The sequence below is a fragment of the Kitasatospora sp. Root107 genome (assembly GCF_001424875.1).
Taxonomy (GTDB): domain Bacteria; phylum Actinomycetota; class Actinomycetes; order Streptomycetales; family Streptomycetaceae; genus Kitasatospora.
The window spans coordinates 1-25,644 of the sequence record NZ_LMCT01000023.1 but is presented as its reverse complement, the minus strand read 5'-3'; the positions used below and the strand labels follow the sequence as shown (position 1 = coordinate 25,644).

Here is a 25,644-nt window from a genome sequence, read left to right as displayed (position 1 = left end):
GGAGCCGACCCGCCCTCGGCTCCGGGCCCTGTCACACCGGAGGTGACCCACATGACCGCCACGGCCCCGCCGCCGCTCGCCGACCTTGCAGCCCTCGCCTCACTCGGCACCATGCCCGCCCTCATGCGGCAACTCGCCGGACTCGGCGGCTGCGGCCGACCCGTCCGACTCGACGGCCACCGCACCGAACACAGCGTCAACACCGCCACCGGCGAGATCGGTCCCGTCCTCCACCACCTCAACTCCACCGACCTCGCCGCCGGCCACCTGCTCGTGCGCTGCAACAACCGCCGCACCACCCGCTGCCCCGCCTGCGCCGAGACCTACCGTCGCGACACCTACCACCTGATCACCGCCGGACTCACCGGCGGCAAAGGCACCCCCACCACGGTCACCGCACACCCCCGCGTCTTCGCCACCTTCACCGCCCCCGGCTTCGGCGTCGTCCACAACCGCCCCACCACCGGACGCTGCCGCTGCGGCACCCAACACGCCGAAGGCGCGCCCGAGTTGGGAACGCCGCTCAACCCGGACACCTACGACTACCGCGCCGCCGTGCTCTGGAACGCCCACGCAGGCAAGATCTGGGCCCGCTTCTCGATCTACCTGCGCCGAGAGATCGCCAAGCGCGCCGGCCTCACCCAACGCGAGTTCCGCGACCACGGCCGCGTGTCCTTCGCCAAGGTCGCCGAGTACCAAAAGCGCGGCGCCGTCCACTTCCACGCCGTCATCCGCCTCGACGGTCCCGAAGGCGGCGACAACCCGCCCCCGTCCTGGGCGACACCCGATCTCCTCGCCGACGCCATCCGCGCAGCCGTCACCGCCACCGAGATCCCCGGCCCCGTCCTCGACGGCACCGCCCACACCTTCGCCTTCGGCAAGCAGCTTGACATCCGCACCATCCGCACCGCCGACTTCGCCGCCGGCACCGCCCTCACCGAACGCGCCGTCGCCGCCTACATCGCCAAGTACGCCACCAAGGGCGCCGAGACCGCCACCGGCACCCTCGACCGCCCCGTCAAACTCCTCGCCGAACTCGCCCACCTCAACCTCACCGAGCACGCCCGCCGCCTCGTCCGCACCTGCTGGACCCTCGGCGCACGCCCCGAACTCGAAGAACTCCGCCTCCGAGCCTGGGCCCACATGCTCGGCTTCCGGGGCCACTTCTCCACCAAGACCCGCCGCTACTCCACCACCCTCGGCGCCCTCCGCGAAGCCCGCGCCGCCTGGCGCAAAGCCCAAGCCACCGCCCACACCGACGCACCGACCCTGCCCACCCCGGAGGACGACACCGAACCGACCACGCTCGTCCTCGCCCACTGGACGTTCGCCGGCGTCGGCCTAACCCCGGGCGAACGCTGGCTCACCGAAGCACTCACCCCCGCACCCGGAACCGAAGGAGAACCGACACGTGGCTGACGCAGCAGTGACCATTACTCGCCGTCCGCACAGGCGCTCTGAGGCCGGGCCGTTCTCGGTGCCCGTGCTCTATCGAGTGCCGGACGCCATGCTGATCCTGCGCATGAGCCGGACCGTCATCTATGACCTGATTCGGGTCGGCCGTCTTCGGACGGTCAAGGAGGGGCGGGCGCGGTTCATCCCGGCCTCTGCCATCGCCGAGTACGTGGCGCTCCTGGAGCAGGAAGCGGTGACCCGTTGACCGCGCGCAGGAGTAGAGGAGATGGCGGGCTTCACTGGGACGAACGGCGACAGCGCTGGATCGCGAGCGCCAGCCTGGGCTACGACCCGAGCGGCAAGCGGATCGTGAAGCGGGGGAGTGGCAAGACCAAGACCGAGGCCAAGAACAAGCTGAAGGAGATCCTCCGGGATCACGAGGACGGACTCGCCATCGCGCCCACCGGCTACACGGTGGCCAACGCGGTGGACGACTGGCTGACCTACGGTCTGACCGGCCGCGACCCGCGCACCGTGGAGACCTGCGCCGGCCTCTGCCGCATCCACGTGACGCCGTCTCTCGGTGCTCGCAAGCTCCGTGACCTGAGCGCGGAGGAAGTCGACCGGTGGCTCGCCGGGAAGTCCAAGACGCTCAGCACGCGTACCCTGGAGGCCATCCACTCGTGCCTGAACCGGGCGGTCAAGCGGGCCATGGCCAGGGACAAGGTGAAGCGCAACGTCGTGGAGCTGTGCTCCGTCCCGACCGGACAGCCTGGCCGGCCGTCGAAGGCACTGACGTTCGCTCAGGCTGAGGCAGTGCTCAAGGCGGCCGAGAAGACCTCTATATACGCGTACATCGTGGTCTCCCTGCTCACCGGGGCCCGGACCGAGGAGCTTCGCCCGCTGACGTGGGATCACGTCTTCCTCAAGGGCCAGCCGAACGCCACCCCGCCCGTCCCGCCGCACATGGCGGTCTGGCGCTCGGTCCGCGCCGGCGGGGACACCAAGACCCGGAAGTCCCGGCGGACGCTCGCCCTCCCGGCCCGGTGTGTCGAAGCACTGTGGGACCACTGGGTGGACCAGGGCTGGGACCGCTACGCGGCGGACGACAAGTGGCAGGAGAACAACCTCGTCTTCCACTCCGCCGTCGGCACGGAGCTCGACCCCTCCCACGTCCGCCGAGCCTTCCGTACGGCCATCGCCAAGGCGGAGGGCGTGAACGCCGCCGAGTGGACACCGCGCGAGCTGCGGCACAGCTTCGTGTCGCTGCTGTCGGACAACGGCGTGCCGCTGGAGGAGATCTCACGCCTGGTCGGCCACTCCAGCACCGCCGTCACCGAGGAGGTCTACCGGAAGCAGATCCGGCCGGTGATCCAGACCGGCGCCGTGGTGATGGACGACCTGTTCTGAGGCTCAGTCACTCAGTTAGTAGCGCACAACGAAGCAGGGCCCTACCGGATCTCTCCGATAGGGCCCTGACCTCGTACTACTGGGTCGGGGTGGCGGGATTTGAACCCACGGCCTCTTCGTCCCGAACGAAGCGCGCTACCAAGCTGCGCCACACCCCGGTCCTGCTTCGTTGCTCTCCGTCTCCGGTGCAACGAGTAGAACTCTACCGGACGGTCGCCGAGAGACGAAATCCGGTTTCCCGGCGCGCTGAGCAGGGGTCAGCGGCGGGGGGTGAGGGTGAGCAGGGTGGCCTCGGGGGGGCAGGCGAAGCGGACGGGGGTGTAGCGGTTGGTGCCGCAGCCGGCCGAGACGTGCAGGTAGGACTGGTGGCCGCCGGCCCGGTGGGCGGAGAGGCCCTTGACCCGGCGGGTGTCGATGTCGCAGTTGGTGACCAGGGCGCCGTAGAAGGGGATGCAGAGCTGGCCGCCGTGGGTGTGGCCGGCCAGGATCAGGGGGTAGCGGTCGGCGGTGAAGGCGTCCAGGACCCGGAGGTAGGGGGCGTGGACGACGGCGACCGAGAGGTCGGCGTCCGCGGACGGGCCGCCGCTGACCTCGCTGTAGCGGTCGCGGCGGATGTGCGGGTCGTCCAGGCCGGTGAACTCGACGTCCAGGCCGGCGAGCTTCAGCCGGCCGCGGGTGTTGGTGAGGTCGAGCCAGCCGGCCGCGTCGAAGCCGTCGCGGAGGTCTTCCCACGGGTTGTGGACGGCGCCGGTGATGCCGCGTCGGCCGGAGCCGTCGGGGTTGTTCAGGCCGTGCACGCCGCTCTTGAGTGCTGCGAGGTAGCGGGTGGGGCTCTTCGGGCTCGGGCCGTAGTAGTCGTTCGAGCCGAAGACGTACACGCCGGGGAAGTCGAGCAGCGGGCCGAGCGCGTCCAGCGTGGCGGGTACGCCGAGCGGGTCGGACAGGTTGTCGCCGGTGTTCACCACCAGGTCGGGGCGGAGCCCGGCCAGGCTCTGCAGCCAGCGCTGCTTCTTGGCCTGGCCGTTGACCATGTGGATGTCGGAGACCTGCAGTACTCGTACCGGCCTGGCACCCTTCGGCAGGATCGGTACCTCGACCCGGCGCAGCCGGAACGAGCGGACCTCGAACCCGGCGGAGTAGGCGAGGCAGGCGGCGCCGGTGGCGGCGATTCCGAGCGGGACGGAGTACAGAGGTCGCATCGGTCCATGATCTCAGCTGGACGGCGTTCGGACGCCAGGGAGGTGCCTGCACTGCGGGCGCTGCACACGGCTGTGGTGGCTCGGCCTGCGGCCGGACCGATCGGGTAACGGCTTCGAGCTGCGGCGGACGACGTATTCTGACAGGTCCCGTCAAGAATTCGCGGAAGACGGTGCTTCGATTGTGGGCCAGCCCCGGTCCTTGGCCACCTTCCGCATTTCCGGATCGTGGCCCAGTACGCGTGGATTGCCGACCGCGCAGAGCATTCCCGCGCTTGCCGGGTGGTCGCCGTAGCCGAAGCAGCGGGACGCCGACAGTTCCATTGTTGCCATGAGCCCGACAACAATGGCGAGCCGACTATTGGGGGCGCCGGGCCCGGGAGAGTAATAGAGGACGACATCGGCTGCTGCCCCTCTGTAGCCGTCCTGCGACTCTGCGTCGAGAATCGGGAGCAGGAGTACCACCAGATCGCCCTCGGCCCGGTGTCTGTACATCGCTGCTCTGGCGGGATCGACCGAATCGCCGGTGCCGCCCCTGAGATCGAAGAATGCAGCCCGCCGACTTTGCGGCGCTGTCAATGCTCCTTTGCCGATCCCGCCTGTCACGCCGTGGCCCCCGCCGCTCGTTCCATTGGCCCGCAGCCAATGGTGTCTATCGAAAATAGCGCATTGGGTGATCAGTCGGCCACGGTGGATGACGATTATTTGCCCGGCGGAAAGGAGGGAGAAACACGGCCGATTGCCCGGAAATGCTCCCAGCGAGTCGTGATCACGACGATTGGGGAAATTCGCCGGAGGCTGGCTCAAATGGGGGCGTGACGGTCCAAATGGGCCCTGATCCGGACACCGGGAGGGCCGCTCGGCAGTTGTCGCCGGCCTGCCGAGGGGCTCGATTAACTGAGGGATTGACAAGATTTGACAGCACATGTTGAATCTCGTGGGACAAGGTTGCCGATGCGAGGCGAAGGAACGCGATGGCCGGGGGAGACAGTGACACGGTCGGGATCATCCTGGCCGGAGGCAGAGGTGAACGGGCCAAACCGATCACCTTGGAAACCACTGACTACATCCGTAGTAAGGCGCTGATCCCGTTCGCCGGGCGCCGACTCATCGAGTGGGTGATCGACGCCTGCCGTGAGCAGGGCATCCGTCGGTTCTACGTGGTCGCGCAGGGGCTGGAGAACCGCAGCCAGGTCAAGCTCCTGCTCGGTCACGGCGAGCGGTACGGAGTCGAGGTCAGGTACTCGCGCTCCAGCTTCGACCGGTACAACGTCGGCTCCGGCGCGGCCACCCTGCACAACCTGGAGCAGTGGGACCTCACGGGTGAGGCGCTGGTCCTGCCGGTCGACTCGATCTTCGACTTCTCGCTGGCGGAGCTGCGGGCCACCCACCAGTCCAATGACGCGCTGGTGACGGTGGCGGCCGTCGCCCGCAGCCCGATCGAGGTGGCCGGCAAGTACGGCGCCGTCCAGACCGACCCCGACGGCCGGGTCACCGGTTTCGTGGAGAAGCCCAACCTGGCCCAGGTGCACGAGTTCTTCCCCGGTATCAGCGGGGACAGCTGCGGGCTCATCCCGACCAACGCGGGGATGTACCTGATCGACTGCGGGCGGCTGCGGGCCGCCGCCCGGGAGCCGAAGTTGATGCGCCAGGCCCAGCAACGGCTGGACTGGGGCGGGGAGTTGCTGCCCTGGCTGGTGCGCAACGGCCACCCGGTGGCGGCGCACCACATCGCCCGGCTCGGCGACCTCGGCAACGTCGAGGACTACCTGGTCACGCTGCGGAACGTGCTGGCCGGCGACTACCCGCAGATGAACCAGCTGATGACGAGGCCGCACAGCGAGCGCCCGCGCTTCTGGGTCCACGAGAGTTCGCTCGGCACCCGCGACGACGTCACCGGGACCACGCTGGCCTACAAGATCGCCAACGGCACGGTGCAGATCGGTGCGGGGGTCAGGATCGGCCGCCACGTCACCATCGGCGCCGACGTCCGGCTGGAGTACGCGGACATAGGGGACGGTGCGGAGGTCCGCGAGGGGGCCAGCCTGGTCGGCGCGTCCTGCGGCGACTCGGCGGTGATCGGCCCGTACGCGGAGATCAAGGACAGCTATGTCGGACCGATGGTGGAGATCCGGTCGGAGCGCGCGCAGCCGGTGCGCCTGGACGGCTTCTCGGCCGTGGGTGACGGGGCGTTCCTGTGGCCGGGGACGCGGTTGTCGGGGGTGAGCGTCTACCCCCGGTTGAAGGTCCCGGCGATGGTCAACCTGCCGTCCGGGACGGCACTGACCAGCTCCGACGACATCCTGCGCTGGGTCTGACCGGCCCGCAGGCGGGACAGCTCCGGCGGCGTGACCGGCCGGTGGAGTGACAGGCCCGGCCGCGGGCGTCTCCTGCGGCCGGTGAGCGACGGGGCAAGGCTTCGAGCGCAACGAGGAGGAACCGATGGACAGCCCGGTAGTGGTGGTCGGCGGTGCCGGCCGACTCGGCCGACTGATCGTGCAGCGCCTGCTGGACCGAGGTGAGAGCGTGCGGGCCATGGGCCGCACGGTGCAACTGGCGAGACGTCACCTGCCGCCAGGCGCGGTGTTCGTCCAGGGCGACGTCCGCCTGCCGGAGACCCTGGCCGGGCCGCTGGCCTGGTCGTCGGCGGTGGTGATCACGGTCGAGCCGGGCACCGACGACGAAGGCCCGAACCGGCCCGAGGCGACGATGTACCTGGGCGTACGGAACGTCCTGGAGGCGGCCACGGCCGCCGGGGCCCGCCCGCACGTGGTGCTGGTGAGCCAGCTGCACGCCACCCACCAGGGGCACCCGCTGAACGCCTACGGGCGGCTGCTCGAGTGGCGCAGGGCCGGCGAGGAACTGCTGCGCGAGTCGGGGCTGCCCTACACGGTGATCAGGCCGGGGTGGCTGATCGACGACCACGCGATGGGCGAGCGGGTCCGACTGGAGCAGGGCGACCGGGGCTTCGGTCAGGTCGACCGGCAGGACGTCGCGGACGCGGTCGTACAGGCCCTGTACTCCATCCCGGCGCGCGGCCTCACCTTCGAGCTGTTCAACGAGCCCGGCGCGCGGCTTGCGGACTGGGAGCGGGCCTTCGCCTCGCTCGAGCTGGACCGCGCCCCGGTGGCCTGACAACAGGCCTGAAACGGGTCGGCCGAACATCGGCCGAGCCCGCTCCGCCGCTCGATATTCCCCCGTCGCAGCGACAGAAATGACAGAGAAAATGACAATGAGTCATGCGCCCATGGAAGCGCCCCCGGGGCCGACCGAGCTGGAGGTCGGCCCGGGGCGCCCCCAGCCGCTCGGTGCCACCCTGGATGCCACCGGAGTCAACTTCGCGGTGTACTCCGAGCACGCCACCCAGGTCGAGCTGCTGCTCTTCGACCGGTACGACGCGCTCGCGCCGAGCCAGGTCATCCGGTTGGACCCGGACCACCACCGCAGCTACCACTTCTGGCACTGCCGGGTCGAGGGCCTGACGGTCGGTCAGACCTACGCGTACCGGATGGACGGACCGCACCACACCAAGGACTCGGGCAGCCGCTTCAACCCCCGCAAGGTGCTGCTCGACCCCTACGCGCGGGCCAACGTCAACTCCCTCTGGGAGCGGGTCAGGGCGATCGGCCCCGAGGACAACTGCGCGTACTCGATGCGCAGCATGGTCGTGGACCTGGACGGCTACGACTGGGAGGGCGACGAGCCGCTGCGCACGCCGCTGGCCGACTCGGTCATCTACGAGGTGCACGTCGGCGGCCTGACCGCGTCGCCGACCTCGCGGGTCACCCATCCCGGCACCTTCACCGGCGTGGTGGAGAAGATCCCGTACCTGAAGGAACTCGGCGTCACCGCCGTGGAGTTGCTGCCGGTCTTCGACTTCGACGAGCGGCAGGTGCTGCGGACCGGCCCGAACGGGGCCCCGCTGCACAACTACTGGGGCTACGACCCGTTCGGCTTCTTCGCCCCGCACACCGGGTACTGCTCGGACGCCTGCGAGTGCACCCACATCACCGAGTTCCGCGACATGGTCAAGGCCCTGCACAAGGCGGGGATCGAGGTCATCCTCGACGTGGTCTTCAACCACACCTCCGAGGGCAACGAGCACGGCCCGACCATCAGCTTCCGCGGCCAGGCGAACGAGACCTACTACCACCTGTGGCCGCAGGACCGCCGGCACTACATGGACTTCACCGGCTGCGGCAACGCGATCAACGCCAACCACCCCGCGGTCGCCAAGTTCATCATCGAGTGCCTCGAGTACTGGGTGACCGAGCACCACGTGGACGGCTTCCGCTTCGACCTCGCCTCCGAGCTCTCGCGCGGCGCCGAGGGGTACGAGATGGACGTGCCGCCGGTGCTCTGGGGCATCGAGCTGTCCGGCATCCTCTCCGAGACGAAGATCATCGCGGAGCCGTGGGACGGCGGCGGCCTCTACCAGGTGGGCCGGTTCCCCGGGAAGCGCTGGTCGCAGTGGAACGGGCCCTACCGGGACGACATACGCCGGTTCGTGCGTGGCGACGGCGGGCTGGTCGGCGCGGTCGCCACCCGGATCGGCGGCTCCCGCGACCTGTTCAGCAAGAGTGGTGAACTGCCCACCAACAGCGTCAACTTCATCACCTGCCACGACGGCTTCACGCTGAACGACCTGGTCAGCTACAACGAGAAGCACAACCACGCCAACGGCGAGTCCAACGCGGACGGCTCGCACGAGAACTTCAGCTGGAACGGCGGCGTCGAGGGGCCCACCGACGCGTTCGACATCGAACGGCTGAGGATCCGTCAGATCAAGAACCACGTCGCGCTGCTGATGCTGAGCCGGGGCGTGCCGATGATCCTGGCGGGCGACGAGTTCCGCAACTCCCAGGACGGCAACAACAACGCCTACTGCCAGGGCAATCCGATCGCCTGGCTGGACTGGGAGCAGTCCGAGAAGAACACCGAGACCCGGCACTTCTTCCAGGAGATGATCAGCTTCCGGAAGCGGACCAGGGCCGTCCGCGAGCCGCACTTCTTCTCCGGCCGCCGCAACGACCGGGACCTGCCGGACGTCACCTGGCACGGCACCAGGTTGGAGCAGCCGGGCTGGGAGGACTCCGACGCCCGGGTGCTCGCGTTCACCCTGGCCGGGTTCGGCGGGGAGCCGGACACGCACGTGATCCTCAACATGTTCCACTTCGGCCTCGACTTCGAGCTGCCGCGGATCACCGGTCACCAGTGGGCCCGCACCGTCGACACGGCGTTCGAGGGCCCTGCCGACATCCTGCCGCCCGGCACGGAGGAGCCGGTGACCGGCCACATCTACCACGCCCACGGTCGCAGCGTGGTCGTCCTGACCTCGCTGCCCCACGACGGAGGCATCCACCGATGAGCGCACCCGAGACCCGACGTACGTACTCCGACAGCATCGCCGGTTACGTGACGTCCTACGAGCCGACCCGCGAGCGTTTCGGCCTGCGGACCTCCGACGGCCGCGAGTTCACCATCCACCTGGACGGCTTCCTCGGCTCGCAGATCGTCCGCAACCTCGGCGACGAGGTGCGCGACACCTCCGGCGCCACCCGCGACATGCTCGCCGAGGGCCGCTACGTCTTCGTGCACGGCCTGTTCCACCAGTGGGACGGCGGCGAGCGGATCGAGGCCCGGCAGATCACCTTCCCGGAGGAGAGCCGTGGCACGTACGTCTTCGAGAAGCCCGGCTGGTGGGTGCAGCAGGCCGCCGAGATAGCGGACTTCTACCTGCGCGGGCACTTCCCCGACGGGGTGTACGACTGGCGCAACTTCCGTACCAAGCTGACGCTCAGTGGCACCCACCTGCCGGACTCGGCCGGCCAGGACGTGCGGCAGGAGACCGACACCATCTCCCGGCTGGTCTACGGCCTGTCCACCGCCTACCTGCTCACCGGTGAGCAGCGCTTCCTGGACGCGGCCGAGTCCGGCACCGACTACCTGCGCGAGCACATGCGGGTGAGCGACGACCGGGAGGGCATCGCCTACTGGTACCACGGCATCGACATCACCCCGGCCGGCCAGCGCAAGGTGTTCGCCTCCGAGTTCGGCGACGACTTCGACGCCATCCCGATGTACGAGCAGATCTACGCGCTGGCCGGGCCGACCCAGACCTACCGGATCACCGGCGACCCGCGGATCCTGAACGACATCGACCACACCGTGGCGCTGTTCCACCGGTACTTCGAGGACCACGACCGGGGTGGCTTCTTCTCCCACCTGGACCCGATCACCATGGACCCGCGCTCCGACGCGCTCGGTCGCAACCGGGCCCGGAAGAACTGGAACTCGGTCGGCGACCACGCCCCGGCGTACCTGATCAACGCCTACCTGGCCACCGGCCGGGAGGACTTCGCCGAGCTGCTGGAGCAGACCGCCGACGACATCGCCCGGCACTTCCCGGACGAGCCGGCCAGCCCGTTCGTCCAGGAGCGGTTCCACGAGGACTGGACGCCGGACCGGACCTGGGGCTGGCAGCAGGACCGGGCCGTGGTCGGCCACAACCTGAAGATCGCCTGGAACCTGACCCGGATCCGGGCCCTGCGCGACAAGCCCGAGTACGCGACGCTGGCCGAGCGGATCGCCGAGATGATGCCGTCGGTCGGCAGCGACCAGCAGCGCGGTGGCTGGTACGACGTGGTCGAGCGCCGGGCGGACCCGGACAGCGGTGCGCACCGGCTGGTCTGGCACGACCGCAAGGCCTGGTGGCAGCAGGAGCAGTCGATCCTGGCCTACCTGATCCTGGCCGGGGTGTCCGGCGACCCGGAGCACAAGCGGCTCGCCCGCGAGGCGGCGGCGTTCTACAACGCCTTCTTCCTCGACTACGACGACGGCGGCGTCTACTTCAACGTGCTGGCCAACGGCATCCCCTACCTGCTCGGCACCGAGCGGCTCAAGGGCAGCCACTCGATGGCGGGTTACCACGCGCTGGAGCTCTGCTACCTGGCCGCCGCGTACACCGGTCTGCTGATCACCTCCTCGCCGCTGACCCTGCACTTCCGGCCGCTACCGGAGTCTTTCCCGGACCGGGTGCTGCGGGTCTCGCCCGACCTGCTGCCGCCGGGTTCGGTGCAGATCGACCGGGTGTGGATCGACGACCAGCCGTACGAGGACTTCGACCCGAAGGAGCTGACGGTCAATCTGCCGGTCTCCGACCAGCCGTTGCGGGTGCGGGTCGCGGTCGAGCCGGCCGACATGCGGCTGCGGATCCGCAGCGACTTCGACGGCCGGACGACGCACATCTTCCTGGAGGGCATCGTCGACCTGGAGGAACTGGAGAAGTTCCGCCGCGGCATGAGCGAGGCCCTGTCGGTCGGTCCCGAGCGGGTGGAGTTCCACCTGTGCAAGGTCACCGAGATCGCCCGTCCGGCCATCAACGAGCTGCTCTTCCAGCGCACCAAGGTCGGCCTGGACGTGGACTTCGTGATCGTCGGTTCGGCGCTGCCGGAGGTGACCCAGGCGCTGATCGCCACCGACGCCTTCGTGCTGGACCCGGACCACACCTGCCCCGAACACGCCTGACCCCATAGCGCCTGTCCTCCCCTGCTGACTACGGCGCGGGGGAGGACAGGCCCCTTTTCCGAGACTCCGAAGGACTGTTGTGGCCACGATCGCACACCTCCGCGAAGCACCTGACCGGGAGCAGCAGGACGGGCTCTCCGACTACTGCCGGGAGCTCTTCGCCTGCTTTGCCCGCAGCGACCAGCGCCGGTGGGGCGAGGTCTACCTGCGTGGTCTGCTCCACGGCTCCGGGCGCAGGACTCCGGCGAACATCACCGAAGCGGTGCTGGGGCGACGCGTGGTGCAGCCGATCCAACAGTTCGTCAGCCAGTCCACCTGGGAGTGCAACGACGTCCGGCGCCACCTCGCCGAGCGGGTCAGCGCCCTGACGGAGCCGCTGGCCTGGGCCTTCGACGAGGTGGCCTTCCAGAAGAACGGGTCCCGGTCGGTCGGGGTGGCCCGGCAGTTCGCGCCGTCGGCCGGCCGGATGATGAACTGCCAGCTGGCGCTGGCCACTTCACTGGTGCACGCGGAGGGGAGCCTGCCGGTCAACTGGCACCTGCTGCTGCCCCGTCAGTGGGACGCCGACGAGCAGCTGCGGTCGCAGGCCCATCTCCCGGACGAGCAGCGGCACCGGCCGCGCTGGGAGTACGTCCTGCAGTCGCTCGACCAGATCCTGGAGTGGAACGTCCCCCGGGCTCCCGTGCTCGCCGACTGGTCCAACCAGCCGGACCTCGAGCCGCTGCAGCTCGGCCTGGAGGGCCGGGGTCTGTCCTACCTGCTCGAAGTGGGCCCGAGCACGATGCTGTCCGTCCCCACCCCGCCGGGCCGTCCCGGTGCGGTCCGTCGGTCGGTCGCCGACCTGGCCGGTCTCCTCGGCAGCCGGAACGCGGGCACCGTGCTGGCTTGGCGGGACGGCTCGGCGGCCCGGCGCAGGCACTCGCAGTTCATGGTGCTGGGGCTCCCGGGCGGCCCGGCCGTGCTGCCCTCCCGGATGTCCGGCATCCGCCGTCGGCCGGCCCGCAACCTGGTGGTGGAGTGGCCGTTCGGCCGCCCGCAGCCGCGCTCGCAGTGGGTCACCAACCTGCCGGCCGACCAGCTCGCCGAGGTGGTCGCGCTCGCCGGGCTGCGGCACAGCTCGGGTACGGGCTGCGAACGCCTGCAACAGCGGTACGGCCTGGCGGACTTCGAGGGCCGGTCGTTCCGGGGCTGGCACCACCACGTCACCCTGGCCTCCGCTGCGCTCGGCTTCCACACCCTGCAGGAGCTGGAGGGCGCGGCGGCCGAGCCCGTGCTCCAGGCCGAGGTGGGCTGAGCGCGCAGCACTGAGCACGAGAGAGCCTCGGGTGGTTCCGGCCCCCCGAGGCTCTCTCGTGCTCAGTGCTGCGCGCTCAGCCGAAGCTCACCGGGCCCGCTGCACCAGGAAGTTGAAGTCCGCGTGGCCCAGCGTGCCCCAGATCCGGAGCCACAGCGGGAGGATCTGCTCCAGGCCGCGGGCGGCGGTCAGGTCGCCGAGATCGATCACCCAGTCCGAAGGCCAGCCGAGGTCGGCCAGCAGCCCGGCCGCCTCCTTCCTGGCCGTCTCGTCGTCGCCGCAGACGAAGACGTTGTGCGGGCCGGGCACCCGCCGGGGGTCGACCATGACGGCGGTGTTCATGGTGTTGAGGGTCTTCACCACCCGGGCGGCCGGGAACGCGCGCTGGATCTGCTCCCCGAGGCTGTCGGTGTTGACCGGGTTCAGGGTGGGCGGCATGCCTCGTGAGAAGTCCAGCGGGTTGGCCACGTCGATCAGCAGCTTGCCCGCGAGGTTGTCGGCGCCGGCGGCGGTCAGCGCGGCCAGACTGGCCGCTCCCGCCGAGGCGTTGACCACCACCTCGGCGCCGTGTGCCGCCTCCGCGAAGGTGCGGAGCCGGATGCCGGGGTGGTCGGTGCTCCACTGCGAGTACGGCGGAGTGCCGTAGCCGTCGGGCTCAGTGCGCTCCAGGGTCTGCCGTACGTCCCGGGTCCCGACGGTGACCTCGTGTCCGAGGGCGGCGAGGCCGGCCGCGAGGGTCCGGCCGACGACTCCGGTACCGATGACCGCGTACTGCATGGTGGTCCTCCTTCGAAGAACTACGGGCGTGAACGCCGCTGCCCTGCCGGGTCGGTCAGGACTCGGCAGGGCAGCGGGCGGAACGGACGTGCCGTCAGTCGGCGCGGCCGCAGTTGGTGCAGCGTTCCCCGCTGCCGACCGCCACCGGGACGCTCGGCCGGGGCACGACGGTGGAAACCGCACGCAGCTCCGGTGCCGCGCTCGCCTGGGTGGGGGTCGGCTTGCGCAGCGGGGTGGGGGCGGTGTCGGAGTCGTCCTGCTCGTGCTCGTGCTCCTGCGCATGCTCCTGGTCCGCCGGGGCCGGGGCGGATGCCGTGACGGCGTCCGACGGTTCGGGCGTCGGCAGTTCGGGCGTCGGCGGCGCGGGCGTCGGCGGTTCGGCCACCGCCCCCACCGTCTTGATCGGCGGCCTGGCCTGTGCGTCGGACTGGGAGTGCCCGACCGAGCTGAGCACCTCGATCATGTAGAAGAGCAGCAGCACCCCGAAGATGGTGAGGCTGGCCACCGCGCTGATCAGCCCGACCAGGGTGGCGCCCAGGTAGAGCACCGGCCCCATCAGGAAGTGACGGCGCATCACGGCGGCCTGTTCGGGCGTGATCATGTTGCCCAGGTGCCGGTGCCCGCGTGAGGCGTACACCCAGATCGCGTTGAACGGGATACCGCCCAGGGTGAGCGTCAGGCCGTAGAACACCGCTGCCGTTCGTCCGCCCTCGCCGGAGCTCATCGCCTCGGCGAGCACGTGGGTCGGGAAGGGGATGAACGCGACGTTCATCAACAGCAGCAGATTGAACAGCAGCAGGCCCCGGTCGACCTTGCGGATGTAGAACAGCATGGTGTGGTGGTTCATCCACACCATGCCGATGATCAGGAAACTGACGACGTAGGCACAGTAGGCGGGCCACTCGTGGATCAGGCCCTGGAGCAGCGGCCCTTCCTTCGGTACCCGGATGTCCAGGATCAGCAGGGTGATCGCGATCGCGAACACCCCGTCGCTGAACGCCTCCAGACGGGCGGAGTTCATCTCCACCGGCTCGGGAGCCGTCTCGTGCTGATGCTGATGCTGGCTCTGATGTTGCTGACTGCTCTTCACAGTCGACTACCTCCAGGGGAGTCGCCGGCCCGGGGGCACCGGTATGGGGGATCGGTGCCCCCGGGCCGACTGGCTACCAGGGGATGGGCTTGCGCCCGCGGAAGAAACCGCCGGTGGGGCCGGACTCGGGAAGTTGTGCCAACCAGACCACGGTGTCGGCGCCCTGAGCGACGCTCAGTGGGGCGCCGGCGCCGCCCATGTCGGTACGGACCCAGCCCGGGCAGACCGCGTTGACCTTCACCGATGCGGGCACGGTGGAGGCGAGCGTCACCGTCAGGGCGTTGAGCGCCGCCTTGGTGATCCCGTACAACGGTGGCCCGGGGAGGCCCGCGTCGAGCGAGCCGCCGCCGGACGAGACGTTGACCACCCGTCCCCAGCCGCGTTCGGCCATGCCCGGCACGAACGCCTGACAGGTCCGGAAGGCACCCACCAGGTTCACCTGCCAGGTGTGCTCCAACAGGTCCTCGTCGGCGGCGAAGAACCCCGTGGTCGGGTAGACCGCGGCGTTGTTCACCAGGACGTCGACCCGCACGCCGTCGGCGGCGAGCCGTCCGGCACAGGCCAGCACGCTCTCCGCCGACTCGACGTCCAGCTGCTCGACCCGTACCCGGCCGCGGAGCCCCGCCAGGCCGGCCGCGGCGGCCAGGCCGCGGTCGGGTTCACGGGAGCAGAGGACCACGTCCAGTCCGGCGGTGGCGAGTTGACGACAGGTCTCCAGTCCGATGCCACGGTTGGCACCGGTGACGAGAGCGGTACGGTTCACGGCGGCCTCCCGGCCCGATCGGCTATTCGGCCCCGATGATCCAGTGCTCACGGACCGCCAGCTGGTGGATGTAGCGCGGCTCGGTGAACTCTTCCAGGTCCGCCAGCAGTCGGCCGAACTCCGCGGAGTCCACCGCCAGGCGCAGTGCCTCCTCGTTCTCGAAGCTCAGCTGGTAGGCGACGTCCAGCAGGGACTCGCCGATCGCGTACGCGCCGTCACGGACGAAGCCCTGCACGTACCGGACCACACCCGGCACGTCCAGCGCCGTCTTGGCGTGGCCCTCCAGGCTGCGGCGGCGGAAGTCCTCCACCGTGGTCCCGTTGGCGCGCTTGGCCAGGATCACCAGCTTGGTGCCCTCCGGCCGCTCGGTGCCCGGGCCGGGGAGCAGAACCTGCGCGTCGGTGTCCAGCACGACGGTCCGCCAGAAGGCGGCCCAGCGCGGCTCGTCCAGCCGGGCGCCCTCGAGGAACTCGGGGGTCTGCAGCGAGGCGAGCTGGTCCTCGTCGTTGTCCAGCCAGATCTCGGCTATGCCGCTCCAGAGCGGGTCGGCGGGCTCGGGGCCGAGCGGAATGCGGGTGTCCACGCAGTACTTGCGGATCTGCGGGATCTTGGCCGCGTAGTTCGGGGCGTGCACGTCCAGCCAGTAGCGCTGGAACTCCTGCTCGCTCATCCCGGGCTTGGGGTGGGCGAAGATCAACTGATGGATCATCGGGGCTCCGTGGTGTGTGGGTGAGGCGGGCCGGGTCAGACCTGGTAGCGCTTCTTGACGTCCTCGGCGAAGCCGAGGTAGTCACGGAGCGGCCAGACCGTCTCGAACTCCAGGTACTCGCGCATCGGCAGTCGGCCGAGCGCGGTGCGGTCGAGCTCCTCGGCGTCCGGGGACTCGATGATGGCGATGACCCGCTTCTGCGCGGCCACCTTCCAGATCCCGACGCAGAACCCGGAGTTGATGGTCTCCTGGGCGTGCTCGGCCTCTTCCTGCTCCAGCTCCCAGAGCTCGTCGAGGGTGATCCGGCCTTCGTGCTTCCACTTCATCTGGACGTAGAACAGCATGGCGATCTCCTGTCGTGGTGCGGGGAAGGGTGGTGCCGGGTGGTCAGGACTTCAGCTCGATGGCGAGCGGGTGCCCGTCGCCGAACACCTCGACCGCGAGGTCGTACGGGAGCTTGCCGTCGTGCCCGACCAGGTCGGTGCGGGCACCGGCGTCCAGCAGGATCCGCACGCAGTCCTCGTAGCCGTGCCAGAGCGCGTCGTGCAGGGGGGTGTAGCCGTTGGTGGCGCCCTGGAAGTCCAGCTGGATGCCCGGCCGGGCGACCAGCAGCCCGGTGATCGCGGCGTGGCCGTTGTAGACCGCCTTGTGCAGCGGGACGGCACCGAAGCACGGCTCCACCGCGTTGACGTCGGCCCCGGCGGCGAGCAGGGCGACGACGATGTCGGTGTGTCCGTCCCGCGCGGCCACGTGCAGCGGGGTGTGCCCGTCGTTGAAGCCGTTCAGCCGCGGGAAGATCTCGTCGACCGGAGCGCCGGCCGCCAGCAGGCCGGGCACCCGAGCGGTGTCCCCGGCCGCCACGGCGGCCATCAGAAGCTGCGCCTGGACGGCCGAACTGTCCTGGGAGCGCCGGTTGTTGAGGTGCTCCTCGGCTTGCAGCAGCAGGTCCTTGCCACGGGTGTTGACGTTCAGCTCGTACTCGAAGTGCTGCTTGAGCGAGAAGCCGTAGTGGGTGTAGACCTCCAGGCCGGCCCCCTGGCCGAGCAGGTACCGCACCAGGTCGGGGAACTTGTACCAGAGCGCGTCCATCAGGGGGGTGTGGCCGGTGGTGGGGGCGACCGCGTCGACGAAGGCGCCCGCCTCGACCAGCGCCTGGGCGACCTCGACGCTGCCGCCCTGGCACGCCTTGTGCAGGGCGGTGGCACCGGCCCGGGTGTCCGCGGTCAGCGGGTCCGCCCCGGCGGCGAGCAGGACCCGGACGGTGGCGGCGTCGGCCTGGCCGGCCGCGGTCATCAGCGCGGTCAGCCCGGTCGCCTGGTCCCGGCTGCCGGGGTCGGCACCCTGGGCGATCAGCCGGTTCACGGCCGCGGTGTCCCGGGCGCGGACGGCCTCCAGCAGCGCCAGGCTGGTGTGCGTGCTGCGCGCGCCGTGGTCGCCGCGGAGCGCGCGGACGATCTCGGACGGGTCGGTGTACGACTTCCAGCGGATGATCCGGCCGTCCCGGACGGTCAGCCACTGGATGAACTCGATCTCGAACGGCAGGCCGTTCTCCTTGACCACGGACCGCTCGTGGATCACGCCGGCCGCGTTCTCGCCGTCGACGCTCAGCCGCACCAGCACCTCCTCGCCGACCTCGACGAGGGAGGTGAAGACGCCGAGGCTCGCCAGGACGGCGTCCTTGCCGTGCAGGGTCCCGATCCAGGGCATGTCGTCGTTGTAGCCGGGCACGGGGGCGTAGTTCACCCACTCCACGTCGTCGGCCAGGCAGTCGAGGGCGGTGGGGAAGTCCCCGGTGGTCAGTGCGGTGAACCAGCGCTCGGCCACCGCGCGGGTGGCGGCGCTCAGCTGCTCTTCGCTCATGTGCAAGGCTCCTTGTGGGCGGCTGTTGCCGACGGGTCGTCAGAGCCAGTCGGCTTGGATGAACTCGATGTAGTGGCCTTCGAGATCGCGCACGAACAGGGCCCGGACACCGAGCACGGGCACATCGGCGATGTCGGTCACCGGCTCGACGCCTCGCTCGCGCAGCTCGCGTACGGTCTGGTCCAGATCGCTGACGTAGAACGCGAGTTGGGTGAGACCGTGCAGTGCGCCGTGGTTCGGCGGGGCCGGCCGCTGCAGCGATATGCCGTCGGTGACCTGGAGGAGCTCCAGGGCCAGCGTGCCGTTGCTGAGGTAGGCGACCTCGGCGCCGAACTCGGTGAAGGTGTGCCGCCGGACGGTGTGGAATCCGAGGGCCTCGGCGTACCAGGTGGCGGTGGCGTCCAGGTCGGCGACCGAGAGGCAGCCGGAGAGGGTCAGCGCGGGTATCGGCCGGGCGGGGGCGGTGCTCATTCGGCCACCGCCGGGGCGGTGTGGTCGAGGGCGGCGAACAGGGCCGGCCAGTCGGTGGCCGCACTGCCGGACTCGTTGTAGATCTCGAACGTGATCCCCGCGCCTGCCGGGGTGTACAGCGACTGGACGACGGCCTCGGCGACGTCGTCCCGGCAGATCTTGCCGTCGCCCGTGTCGCCCTGCTCGAGCCGGACCTGATTGCCGGCGCTGTGCCGGTCGGTCAGCCAGCTGGGTCGCACCACGCTGTACGGCAGGCCGGACTCGCGGACGGCGTCCTCGCCGGCCAGCCGCCAGTCGAGCAGACGGCCGTAGCTGTTCATCGAGTGGCTGCGCCGGGTCACGTAGATCTGGCTGACCAGCGCGAAGTGCGGGCGGTTGCCGTCGGCGGTGGCGGCGGCGAGGGCGTTGCGGACGCCGTCGAACATGGTGGCGCGCGGGCTGTCGGGGCCGGAGTCGGACGTGCCGGGCTCGACCACGTAGACCACGGCCGAGACCCCGGCCAGCGGCTTGACCAGTGAGCCGGCATCCCGCACGTCGCCCTGGACGAACTCGGCGCCCTGGCCGTGCCGGGCACCCCGGCTGAGCACGCGGACCGATTCCCCGCGCTGGAGCAGCTTCTGCACGACGAGGCGGCCGGTGCGGCCACGGCCGCCGATCACCGCGATGGGGCTGTCCATGAAACCTCCAGGTGTGCGGCAGGTCAGGGGTGACCGGACTTAACGTCAGCAGACTTAACCAGTGCAGTCATTTCTAGTCAACCATAAAAGTGACAAGGTACAAGCCTTGTGACCTCTGGGCTCTGTGAGCAGGGATGATGCGGATCCGGGTCCTGGCCTGACGATGAATTGACTGATGGTTTGACAGCTCTTCGCGCTCATAGTTAACTGCTTGCGCACTGTCATGCCCCGGCGGGGGCGGTCCTCCGCGGGGCTCCGCCTCGACGTTCCTTCCGATCCGGAAGAGCGAGGAGCCTGACACACCATGACCACAATCGAACGCACAGCCTCGGCGCTGACGGAACGAAGGAAGAACCTCTCGCTCCTCGTGCTCTGCGCGGCGGTCTTCCTCGACTCGCTCGACAACTCGGTGCTCGGCGTCTCGCTGCCGAGCATCAAGCAGGCGCTCAGCCTGTCCGACGGCTCACTGCAGTGGCTCGTCTCCGGTTACGTGGTCGGCTACGGCGGCTTCCTGCTGCTGGGCGGCCGAGTGGCCGACGTGTGGGGTCGCAAGCGGACCTTCGTCGCGGCGACCGTCGTCTTCATCATCGCGAGCATGCTCGGCGGCTTCTTCACCGACGGCTCGCTGCTGGTGGCCACCCGGGTGCTCAAGGGCGTCGCTGCCGGGTTCACCGCGCCCGCGGCGATGTCGCTGATCACCACGACCTTCCGCGAAGGCACCGAGCGCAACCGGGCGTTGGGCATCTTCGCGATGACCGGGGCCGGTGGCTACAGCTTCGGCCTGGTGCTCTCCGGCGTGCTGACCGAGATCAACTGGCGGCTGGTCTTCTTCGTGCCCGCCATCATCGCGCTCGGTGTCCTGATCGCCAGCCCGCTGATCATCGGCGACGACCGTGCCACCGGCTCCGGCCGGCGGGGCGGATTCGACGTCGGCGGCGCGGTCACCGCGACCGCCGGTGCGATGCTGCTGGTCTACGGTCTGGTGCAGGCCCCGGCCTGGGGCTGGGCTTCGGTCGCCACCCTGGGCACGATCGGCGGCGCCGTGGTGCTGCTCATCGGCTTCGTCCTGATCGAGGCCCGGCACCGCGCCCCGCTCGTCCCGCTCTCGATCTTCCGCTCGTCGACGCTCAGCAGCGCCAACCTGGTGAGCATCGTCTGGGCCTGCTCCACCATCGGCTGGCAGTTCGTGGCGAGCCTGTACCTCCAGGAGACCCTGGGCTACACCGCTCTCCAGACCGCCTTCTGCTTCCTGCCGCTCGGCCTGGTCATCGTGGCCACCGCCAAGTACGCGTCCGGCCCGCTGGTCGGCCGGTTCGGTGTCCGCACCGTCACCGCCGTCGGCATGATCCTCCAGGGCGCGGGCGTGCTGCTCTTCCTGCGGATCGGCCACGACGCGAACTTCGTCACCGTGCTGCTGCCGGCCATCATCATCCACGGCATCGGCAACGGCCTGGTCTACCCGACCGTCAACATCGCCGGGGTGAGCGGGGTTTCGGACGACCGCCAGGGTGTGGCCTCCGGCCTGATCACCGCCTCGTACCAGATCGGTGCAGGTGTCGGTGTCGCCGTGCTGACCGCCGTGATGACGGCGACCGTGGTCACCGAGGGCTCCGGCGTGGGGGTCACCAGCTACCGCTGGGCCTTCCTCGCGGCGGGCCTGTTCTCCCTGGCCGGCGTGCTGATCGCGCTGTTCGGGATCCGTCCGCAGTCGCAGCAGCAGCCCGTCGCCGACGCCCCGGCCGAGGCCGAGGCCGGCGTCGAGGGGCGCGAGACGGCCGGAAGTCGCTGAACCACTGTCCGGAATCCTCGTGGTCCGACCCGCCGGGGCAGTGTCCCCGGCGGGTCGGGCTCCCGATCTCCTGGAGCGTGAACCATGTCCCGACGCACCGTCACCTTCGTCGCCGGCGGGCTGGCCGTGGCCGCAGTGACCGGCGCGCTGGTCATCGGCTACTCCTCCGACCCGGTGCGGGCCACCGTGGTCCAGTCGATCCGCAACGATCCCACCACCAGTGCGCCGCAGACCCTGCAGGCGCTGCCGCCGGCCGCCCGCAGCTACGTCGACGCGGTCGAGGCCAAGAACCTGGACGCCCTGGTGGCCTCCTTCCATCCCGACGGCCTGATCGTGGACGTCGGCCGTGAGATCCGCGGTCACGAGGCGATCCGGCACTGGGCCGCCTCCGAAGTGATCGGCGGGCGGCTCACCGTCCTGCGCGAAACCCCGCGGGAGAACGGCACCACCATGCTGGTGGTCTTCGCCCCCGGCGGCTCCGGCGGTTTCCGGGCGAACTACGCCTTCGACATCGCGGACGGCCTGATCACCAAGGCCGCCCTGACCTACGCCGACTGACCTCGCACAGTACTTCCTCCGACTTACCGCATGCCCAACTCGGCTGTCTGGAAAGGCAGTTGGAGTCCTCGTGAGCCGGTAGACAGGAGTGGGGCCACCGGGGCACCAGCCCGCTCGTGGCCGGCACGCAATCCCTTTGAAGGAGACCAACGCCGATGGCGAAGAAGCGCATTCTCATCGTCCTCTCCGAGTACGGCTACTGGGGAGAGGAGTTGATCGGCCCGCTCGAGACCTTCGACAAGGCCGGTTACGAGATCACCTTCGCGACCCCGACCGGCAAGCGCGCGGTGGCCCTGCCGCCGAGCTACGACCCGGAGTACATCGACCCGCCGCTCGGCCGTTCGGTGACCAGCACCGAGATGGCCGAGAAGGTCCGCGCGTTCGACGGCTCGAACCGCCTGGACAACCCGCTCGACCTGTCGTCCTGGCTGCCGGACCGGCCGTACCGCAGCCGCAACGACTTCCTGCGCGCCTGGGAGGGCTACAACCACCGCCGCGAGCACGTCCAGGAGCAGATCGCCGACCGGTACGACGCGCTGCTGATCGTCGGCGGCAGTGGTCCGATCGTCGACCTCGCCAACAACTGGCGGGTGCACGACCTGGTGCTGGCCTTCTACAACCTGGGCCTGCCGATCGCCGCCGAGTGCTACGGCGTGGCCTGCCTGGCCTTCGCCCGCGAGCAGGACGACCGGGCCAGCATCATCCGCAACAAGCACGTCACCGGGCACTGCATCGAGTACGACTACAAGGACGGCACCGGCTTCATGGGTACCGACTTCGTGATCGGCCCGCCGCCGTACCCGCTGGAGTACATCCTGCGCGACGCCACCGCTCCCGACGGTGCCTACCACGGCAACTTCGGCAAGGAGACCTCGGTGATCGTCGACTACCCGTTCATCACCGGGCGTTCGACCCCCGACTCCTACCTCACCGGCCAGAAGGTCGTCGAGGTGCTGGAGCAGGGCCTGCGCCAGTGGGGCTTCAAGGCCTGACCCGTGGAGACGGGCGGCCGCGCCCCGGCGCATACCGGCCGGCCGCCCGTTCCCGGCCCCTCCGTACAGTCCACCGATCGAGAGGTACGCAAGCCATGGCCAGCAGGCCCGCCCGGGTGGCGATGCTCGAGCAGTTCAAAGCCGACGGCGTGAAGTACATGTTCGGCAATCCCGGCACCGTGGAGCAGGGCTTCCTGGACGAGCTGCGGGGTTTCCCCGAGATCGAGTACGTGCTCGCGCTCCAGGAGGCCGTGGTGGTCGGCATCGCCGACGGCTACGCCCGGGCCACCCGCACGCCCACCCTGCTGCAACTGCACTCCGGGGTGGGCCTGGGCAACGGCATCGGCATGCTCTACCAGGCGATGCGGGGTCACGCGCCGCTGGTGGTGGTGGTCGGCGAGTCCGGCCTCGCGTACGACAGCATGGACGCCCAGATGGCCGCCGACCTGGTCGGGATGGCCAAGCCGGTCACCAAGTGGGCCACCAGGGTGGTCGATCCGGAGTCCACCCTGCGGGTGCTGCGCCGGGCCTTCAAGGTCGCCGCCACCCCGCCGTACGGACCGGTGCTGGTGGTGCTGCCGGCCGACGTGCTGGACCGGCCGACCAGCGAGCCGGCCGTCCCCACCTCCTACCTGCACACCGCCGTGGTCCCGGACGCCGGGACGATCGGGCTGGCCGCCTCGTTGCTGGCGGCCGCCGAGCGGCCGCTGATCATCGCCGGGGACGGGGTGCACTTCGCCGACGCGCAGGCGGAGCTGGCCCGGTTCGCCGAGGTGTGGGGCGCCGAGGTCTGGGGGGCGGACTGGGCGGAGGTCAACCTGCCGGCCGACCACCCGCTCTACCAGGGCCAGTTGGGCCACATGTTCGGCGAGAACAGCAGCCGGGTGACCGCTGCGGCGGATGCCGTGCTGATCGTCGGCACCTATGCCCTGCCGGAGGTCTACCCGCTGCTCGACGGCGTCTTCGCCGAGGGCGCGCCGGTGGTCCACATCGACCTCGACAGCGGGGCGATAGCCAAGAACTTCCCGGTCGACCTCGGTCTGGTCGCCGACCCCAAGCTCTCGCTGGCCAGGCTGACCGAGGCCCTGACGGAGCGTCAGTCCGCCGAGCGGCAGCAGGCGGTGGCCGAGCGCATCCAGGGGCTGGCCGACAAGAAGGCCGCCGCCTACGCGGACGCGGTCGCCCGCGACCTGGCCGCCGACGAGGGCGGTCCGCTGACCGCCGCGTACTTCGGCCGCGAGCTGTCCCGCCAACTCCCGCCCGACGCCGTGCTGTTCGACGAGGCGCTGACCTCCTCGCCCGGCATCTTCCGGTACAACCCGCCGAACGAGCCCGGCCACTGGCACCAGACCCGGGGCGGCTCGCTCGGGGTCGGCATCCCCGGCGCGATCGGCGCCAAGCTCGCCCACCCCGAGCGGACGGTGGTCGGCTTCACCGGGGACGGCGGCAGCATGTACACCGTGCAGGGCCTGTGGACGGCCGCCCGGTACGACATCGCCGCCAAGTTCGTGATCTGCAACAACGGCCGCTACAAGCTGCTCGACGACAACATCGAGCAGTACTGGCGGAGCCAGGACATCGAGCACCACGACTTCCCCGGCATCTTCGACCTCTCCCGGCCCGAGATCGACTTCGCGGCGCTCTCCGAGTCGCTGGGCGTCCCGGCCGTACGGGTGGAGAAGCCGGCGGAGGTCGCCCCGGCCATCGCACGGGCGCTGGCGCACCCGGGACCGTTCCTGATCGACCTGGTCATCGGTCGTGACTGACCTGGAAGGAGGGGCCGCCATGCGGCTGACCGGACAGAAGATCGCGGTCCTGATGGAGAGCGACTTCTACGAGCCCGAAATCCTCTACTACCAGCGCCGGTTCGCCGAGGAGGGCGCCGAGGTGCGCTTCCTGACCCGGCTCTGGGGCAACGAGAGACTGGTCTTCCGGGGGCACGAGCACCGGATGCCGTTCGAGGTCACCGAGTCCTTCGAGGACCTGGACGAGTACGGGCTCCGGGAGTTCGCCGCCGTCATCGTGCCCTCCGGCATCGTCGCCGACCGGCTCAGGTACACCGAGGACGTGCAGGCGCTTCCCCCGGCGGTGACCTTCCTGCGCCGGGCCTTCGCGGACCCGGCGATCGTCAAGGGCATCATCTGCCACGGCATGTGGCTGGCCGCGCCGATCCCCTCGGTGATCCAGGGGCGCAAGGCCGTCGTGCACAACAACCTGCTCGGCGACCTGCGCAACATGGGCGGCGTCTACGTGGACCAGGACGTCGTCGTCGACGAGGACCTGGTCACCGCCCGGACCGGCAACCACTGCCACGTCTTCGCCCGCACCATCATCGACCAGCTCGCCGCCCGGACCAGGCGCCGGCTCGGAGAAGTGGTCTGACCAGGCGGGTAGCCGCCCAACCGTGAGAGGACATCGGCAAGATGAGCACCATCAAGGCAGGGGCGCCCCGCAGACAGCCCACCCCGATCGGCCGGATACCCGTGCTGGACGTCAAGCCGGCGGTCGACGGGGGCAGCCGCCCGGCCCGGGCCGTGGTCGGTGAACGGTTCCTGGTCAGCGCCACGGTGTTCCGGGAGGGCCACGACGCGCTCGGCGCCAACGTGGTGCTGCGCGGTCCGCGCGGGCGGCGCGGTCCGTGGACCCCGATGCGGGAGCTGGCGCCGGGCACCGACCGCTGGGGTGCGTACGTGACGCCGACCGTGCCCGGCCGCTGGACCTACACCGTGGAAGCCTGGAGCGATCCGGTCGAAAGCTGGCTGCACCGCGCCGACATCAAGATCCCGGCCGGCCAGGACGTCGAGGTCACCCTGGAGGAGGGCGCGGAGCTGCTGCGCCGGGCGGCCCTGGCCGGCCCCAGGGGAGCGGGGCGGACCGCCGTGCTGACGGCCGCCGCCACCCTGCTCGACCTGGACGTCCCGGCCGCGCAGCGGCTGGCGGCGGCCCACGCCCCGGCGGTCACCGCACGGTTGGCTGACCATCCGCTCCGGGAGCTGCTCTCGACCGTGCAGCCGGTGGAGCTGACGGTCCATCGGGAGCGGGCGTTGTTCGGGTCGTGGTACGAGTTCTTCCCGCGGTCCGAGGGTGCGGTGATCGACCCGGACGGCAACCAGCCGCCGGTCTCCGGCACCTTCCG

24 protein-coding genes and 1 tRNA gene are annotated in these 25,644 nt (G+C 70.1%); 14 read left to right on the top strand and 11 right to left on the bottom strand.

The annotated features are described in order from the left end of the window. The first annotated feature begins 51 nt into the window (after window positions 1-51). Genes ASC99_RS20145 through ASC99_RS20135 form a run of 3 tightly spaced genes read left to right on the top strand, consistent with a single transcriptional unit; the run spans window position 52 to window position 2,805 of the window. Window positions 52-1,419, top strand: a complete 1,368-nt coding sequence (locus tag ASC99_RS20145; protein ID WP_235502845.1) for a replication initiator — start codon at window positions 52-54, stop codon at window positions 1,417-1,419. After that, window positions 1,412-1,660 carry a helix-turn-helix domain-containing protein gene (locus ASC99_RS40765; RefSeq protein ID WP_057234039.1) on the top strand — a complete coding sequence of 83 codons (249 nt, stop codon included), beginning with the start codon at window positions 1,412-1,414 and terminating at the stop codon, window positions 1,658-1,660. Before ASC99_RS20145 ends, ASC99_RS40765 begins: the two co-directional genes overlap by 8 nt. Continuing rightward, the gene (locus tag ASC99_RS20135) at window positions 1,657-2,805 is read left to right on the top strand and encodes a site-specific integrase (protein WP_057234037.1); all 1,149 of its coding nucleotides are present in this window, start codon (window positions 1,657-1,659) and stop codon (window positions 2,803-2,805) included. The genes ASC99_RS40765 and ASC99_RS20135 overlap by 4 nt, the downstream gene beginning before the upstream one ends. Before the next feature lie 84 nt (window positions 2,806-2,889). Here the strand turns inward: ASC99_RS20135 and ASC99_RS20130 are convergent. From ASC99_RS20130 to ASC99_RS38740, 3 genes are all read right to left on the bottom strand, one after another. Continuing rightward, window positions 2,890-2,963 (bottom strand) — tRNA-Pro (locus ASC99_RS20130). 99 nt (window positions 2,964-3,062) lie between these two features. After that, complete coding sequence (locus tag ASC99_RS20125) at window positions 3,063-4,004, bottom strand: metallophosphoesterase (protein WP_057234035.1); 942 nt, start codon at window positions 4,002-4,004, stop codon at window positions 3,063-3,065. A gap of 150 nt (window positions 4,005-4,154) precedes the next feature. Continuing rightward, complete coding sequence (locus ASC99_RS38740; RefSeq protein ID WP_157531646.1) at window positions 4,155-4,607, bottom strand: hypothetical protein; 453 nt, start codon at window positions 4,605-4,607, stop codon at window positions 4,155-4,157. A gap of 368 nt (window positions 4,608-4,975) precedes the next feature. Between ASC99_RS38740 and ASC99_RS20120 the strand changes: the two genes are divergently transcribed. The 5 genes from ASC99_RS20120 to ASC99_RS20100 all read left to right on the top strand — a co-directional run bounded on the left by ASC99_RS20120 (window position 4,976) and on the right by ASC99_RS20100 (window position 12,822). Continuing rightward, entirely contained in the window at window positions 4,976-6,319 is a 1,344-nt protein-coding gene (locus tag ASC99_RS20120; RefSeq protein ID WP_057234033.1) for a sugar phosphate nucleotidyltransferase, read from the top strand. A 124-nt stretch (window positions 6,320-6,443) separates the two neighbouring features. Next, on the top strand, window positions 6,444-7,136 hold the full coding sequence (locus tag ASC99_RS20115) for an SDR family oxidoreductase (RefSeq protein ID WP_057234031.1): 693 nt from the start codon (window positions 6,444-6,446) through the stop codon (window positions 7,134-7,136). A 112-nt stretch (window positions 7,137-7,248) separates the two neighbouring features. After that, window positions 7,249-9,369: a glycogen debranching protein GlgX gene (gene glgX, locus ASC99_RS20110; RefSeq protein ID WP_235502847.1), complete on the top strand. Its 2,121-nt coding sequence runs from the start codon at window positions 7,249-7,251 to the stop codon at window positions 9,367-9,369. Continuing rightward, on the top strand, window positions 9,366-11,528 hold the full coding sequence (locus tag ASC99_RS20105; protein WP_057234028.1) for an AGE family epimerase/isomerase: 2,163 nt from the start codon (window positions 9,366-9,368) through the stop codon (window positions 11,526-11,528). Before glgX ends, ASC99_RS20105 begins: the two co-directional genes overlap by 4 nt. A 79-nt stretch (window positions 11,529-11,607) precedes the next feature. After that, window positions 11,608-12,822 carry an IS701 family transposase gene (locus tag ASC99_RS20100; protein ID WP_235502848.1) on the top strand — a complete coding sequence of 405 codons (1,215 nt, stop codon included), beginning with the start codon at window positions 11,608-11,610 and terminating at the stop codon, window positions 12,820-12,822. 87 nt (window positions 12,823-12,909) lie between these two features. On the opposite strand, the gene ASC99_RS20095 is transcribed toward ASC99_RS20100, so the two are convergent. The 8 genes from ASC99_RS20095 to ASC99_RS20060 all read right to left on the bottom strand — a co-directional run bounded on the left by ASC99_RS20095 (window position 12,910) and on the right by ASC99_RS20060 (window position 19,169). Then, window positions 12,910-13,599 carry an NADPH-dependent F420 reductase gene (locus tag ASC99_RS20095; protein ID WP_057234026.1) on the bottom strand — a complete coding sequence of 230 codons (690 nt, stop codon included), beginning with the start codon at window positions 13,597-13,599 and terminating at the stop codon, window positions 12,910-12,912. 94 nt (window positions 13,600-13,693) lie between these two features. Then, window positions 13,694-14,620, bottom strand: a complete 927-nt coding sequence (locus tag ASC99_RS20090; protein WP_157531644.1) for a TMEM175 family protein — start codon at window positions 14,618-14,620, stop codon at window positions 13,694-13,696. A gap of 142 nt (window positions 14,621-14,762) precedes the next feature. Then, the gene (locus ASC99_RS20085) at window positions 14,763-15,452 is read right to left on the bottom strand and encodes an SDR family NAD(P)-dependent oxidoreductase (RefSeq protein WP_057234021.1); all 690 of its coding nucleotides are present in this window, start codon (window positions 15,450-15,452) and stop codon (window positions 14,763-14,765) included. A gap of 22 nt (window positions 15,453-15,474) precedes the next feature. Continuing rightward, window positions 15,475-16,161, bottom strand: coding sequence for an EthD family reductase (locus ASC99_RS20080; RefSeq protein WP_057234019.1), 687 nt, complete (start codon window positions 16,159-16,161; stop codon window positions 15,475-15,477). Between the two features lie 35 nt (window positions 16,162-16,196). Next, window positions 16,197-16,505: a muconolactone Delta-isomerase family protein gene (locus tag ASC99_RS20075; RefSeq protein ID WP_057234017.1), complete on the bottom strand. Its 309-nt coding sequence runs from the start codon at window positions 16,503-16,505 to the stop codon at window positions 16,197-16,199. A 43-nt stretch (window positions 16,506-16,548) separates the two neighbouring features. Continuing rightward, window positions 16,549-18,021, bottom strand: a complete 1,473-nt coding sequence (locus ASC99_RS20070) for an ankyrin repeat domain-containing protein (protein WP_057234015.1) — start codon at window positions 18,019-18,021, stop codon at window positions 16,549-16,551. A 39-nt stretch (window positions 18,022-18,060) separates the two neighbouring features. Then, on the bottom strand, window positions 18,061-18,492 hold the full coding sequence (locus tag ASC99_RS20065) for a VOC family protein (protein ID WP_057234013.1): 432 nt from the start codon (window positions 18,490-18,492) through the stop codon (window positions 18,061-18,063). Then, window positions 18,489-19,169: an SDR family oxidoreductase gene (locus ASC99_RS20060; protein WP_057234011.1), complete on the bottom strand. Its 681-nt coding sequence runs from the start codon at window positions 19,167-19,169 to the stop codon at window positions 18,489-18,491. Before ASC99_RS20060 ends, ASC99_RS20065 begins: the two co-directional genes overlap by 4 nt. A gap of 304 nt (window positions 19,170-19,473) precedes the next feature. Between ASC99_RS20060 and ASC99_RS20055 the strand changes: the two genes are divergently transcribed. The 6 genes from ASC99_RS20055 to ASC99_RS20030 all read left to right on the top strand — a co-directional run. Continuing rightward, on the top strand, window positions 19,474-20,958 hold the full coding sequence (locus ASC99_RS20055) for an MFS transporter (protein WP_057234009.1): 1,485 nt from the start codon (window positions 19,474-19,476) through the stop codon (window positions 20,956-20,958). Window positions 20,959-21,042: 84 nt separating this feature from the next. Continuing rightward, window positions 21,043-21,516, top strand: coding sequence for a nuclear transport factor 2 family protein (locus ASC99_RS20050; RefSeq protein WP_057234008.1), 474 nt, complete (start codon window positions 21,043-21,045; stop codon window positions 21,514-21,516). 155 nt (window positions 21,517-21,671) lie between these two features. Next, complete coding sequence (locus ASC99_RS20045) at window positions 21,672-22,508, top strand: type 1 glutamine amidotransferase domain-containing protein (protein WP_057234006.1); 837 nt, start codon at window positions 21,672-21,674, stop codon at window positions 22,506-22,508. A 95-nt stretch (window positions 22,509-22,603) separates the two neighbouring features. Further along, complete coding sequence (locus tag ASC99_RS20040; RefSeq protein ID WP_057234004.1) at window positions 22,604-24,274, top strand: thiamine pyrophosphate-binding protein; 1,671 nt, start codon at window positions 22,604-22,606, stop codon at window positions 24,272-24,274. 19 nt (window positions 24,275-24,293) lie between these two features. Next, window positions 24,294-24,890, top strand: a complete 597-nt coding sequence (locus ASC99_RS20035) for a DJ-1/PfpI family protein (protein WP_057234002.1) — start codon at window positions 24,294-24,296, stop codon at window positions 24,888-24,890. Window positions 24,891-24,931: 41 nt separating this feature from the next. After that, on the top strand, window positions 24,932-25,644 hold a 713-nt coding region (locus ASC99_RS20030), incomplete at its 3' end, for a maltotransferase domain-containing protein (RefSeq protein WP_157531643.1).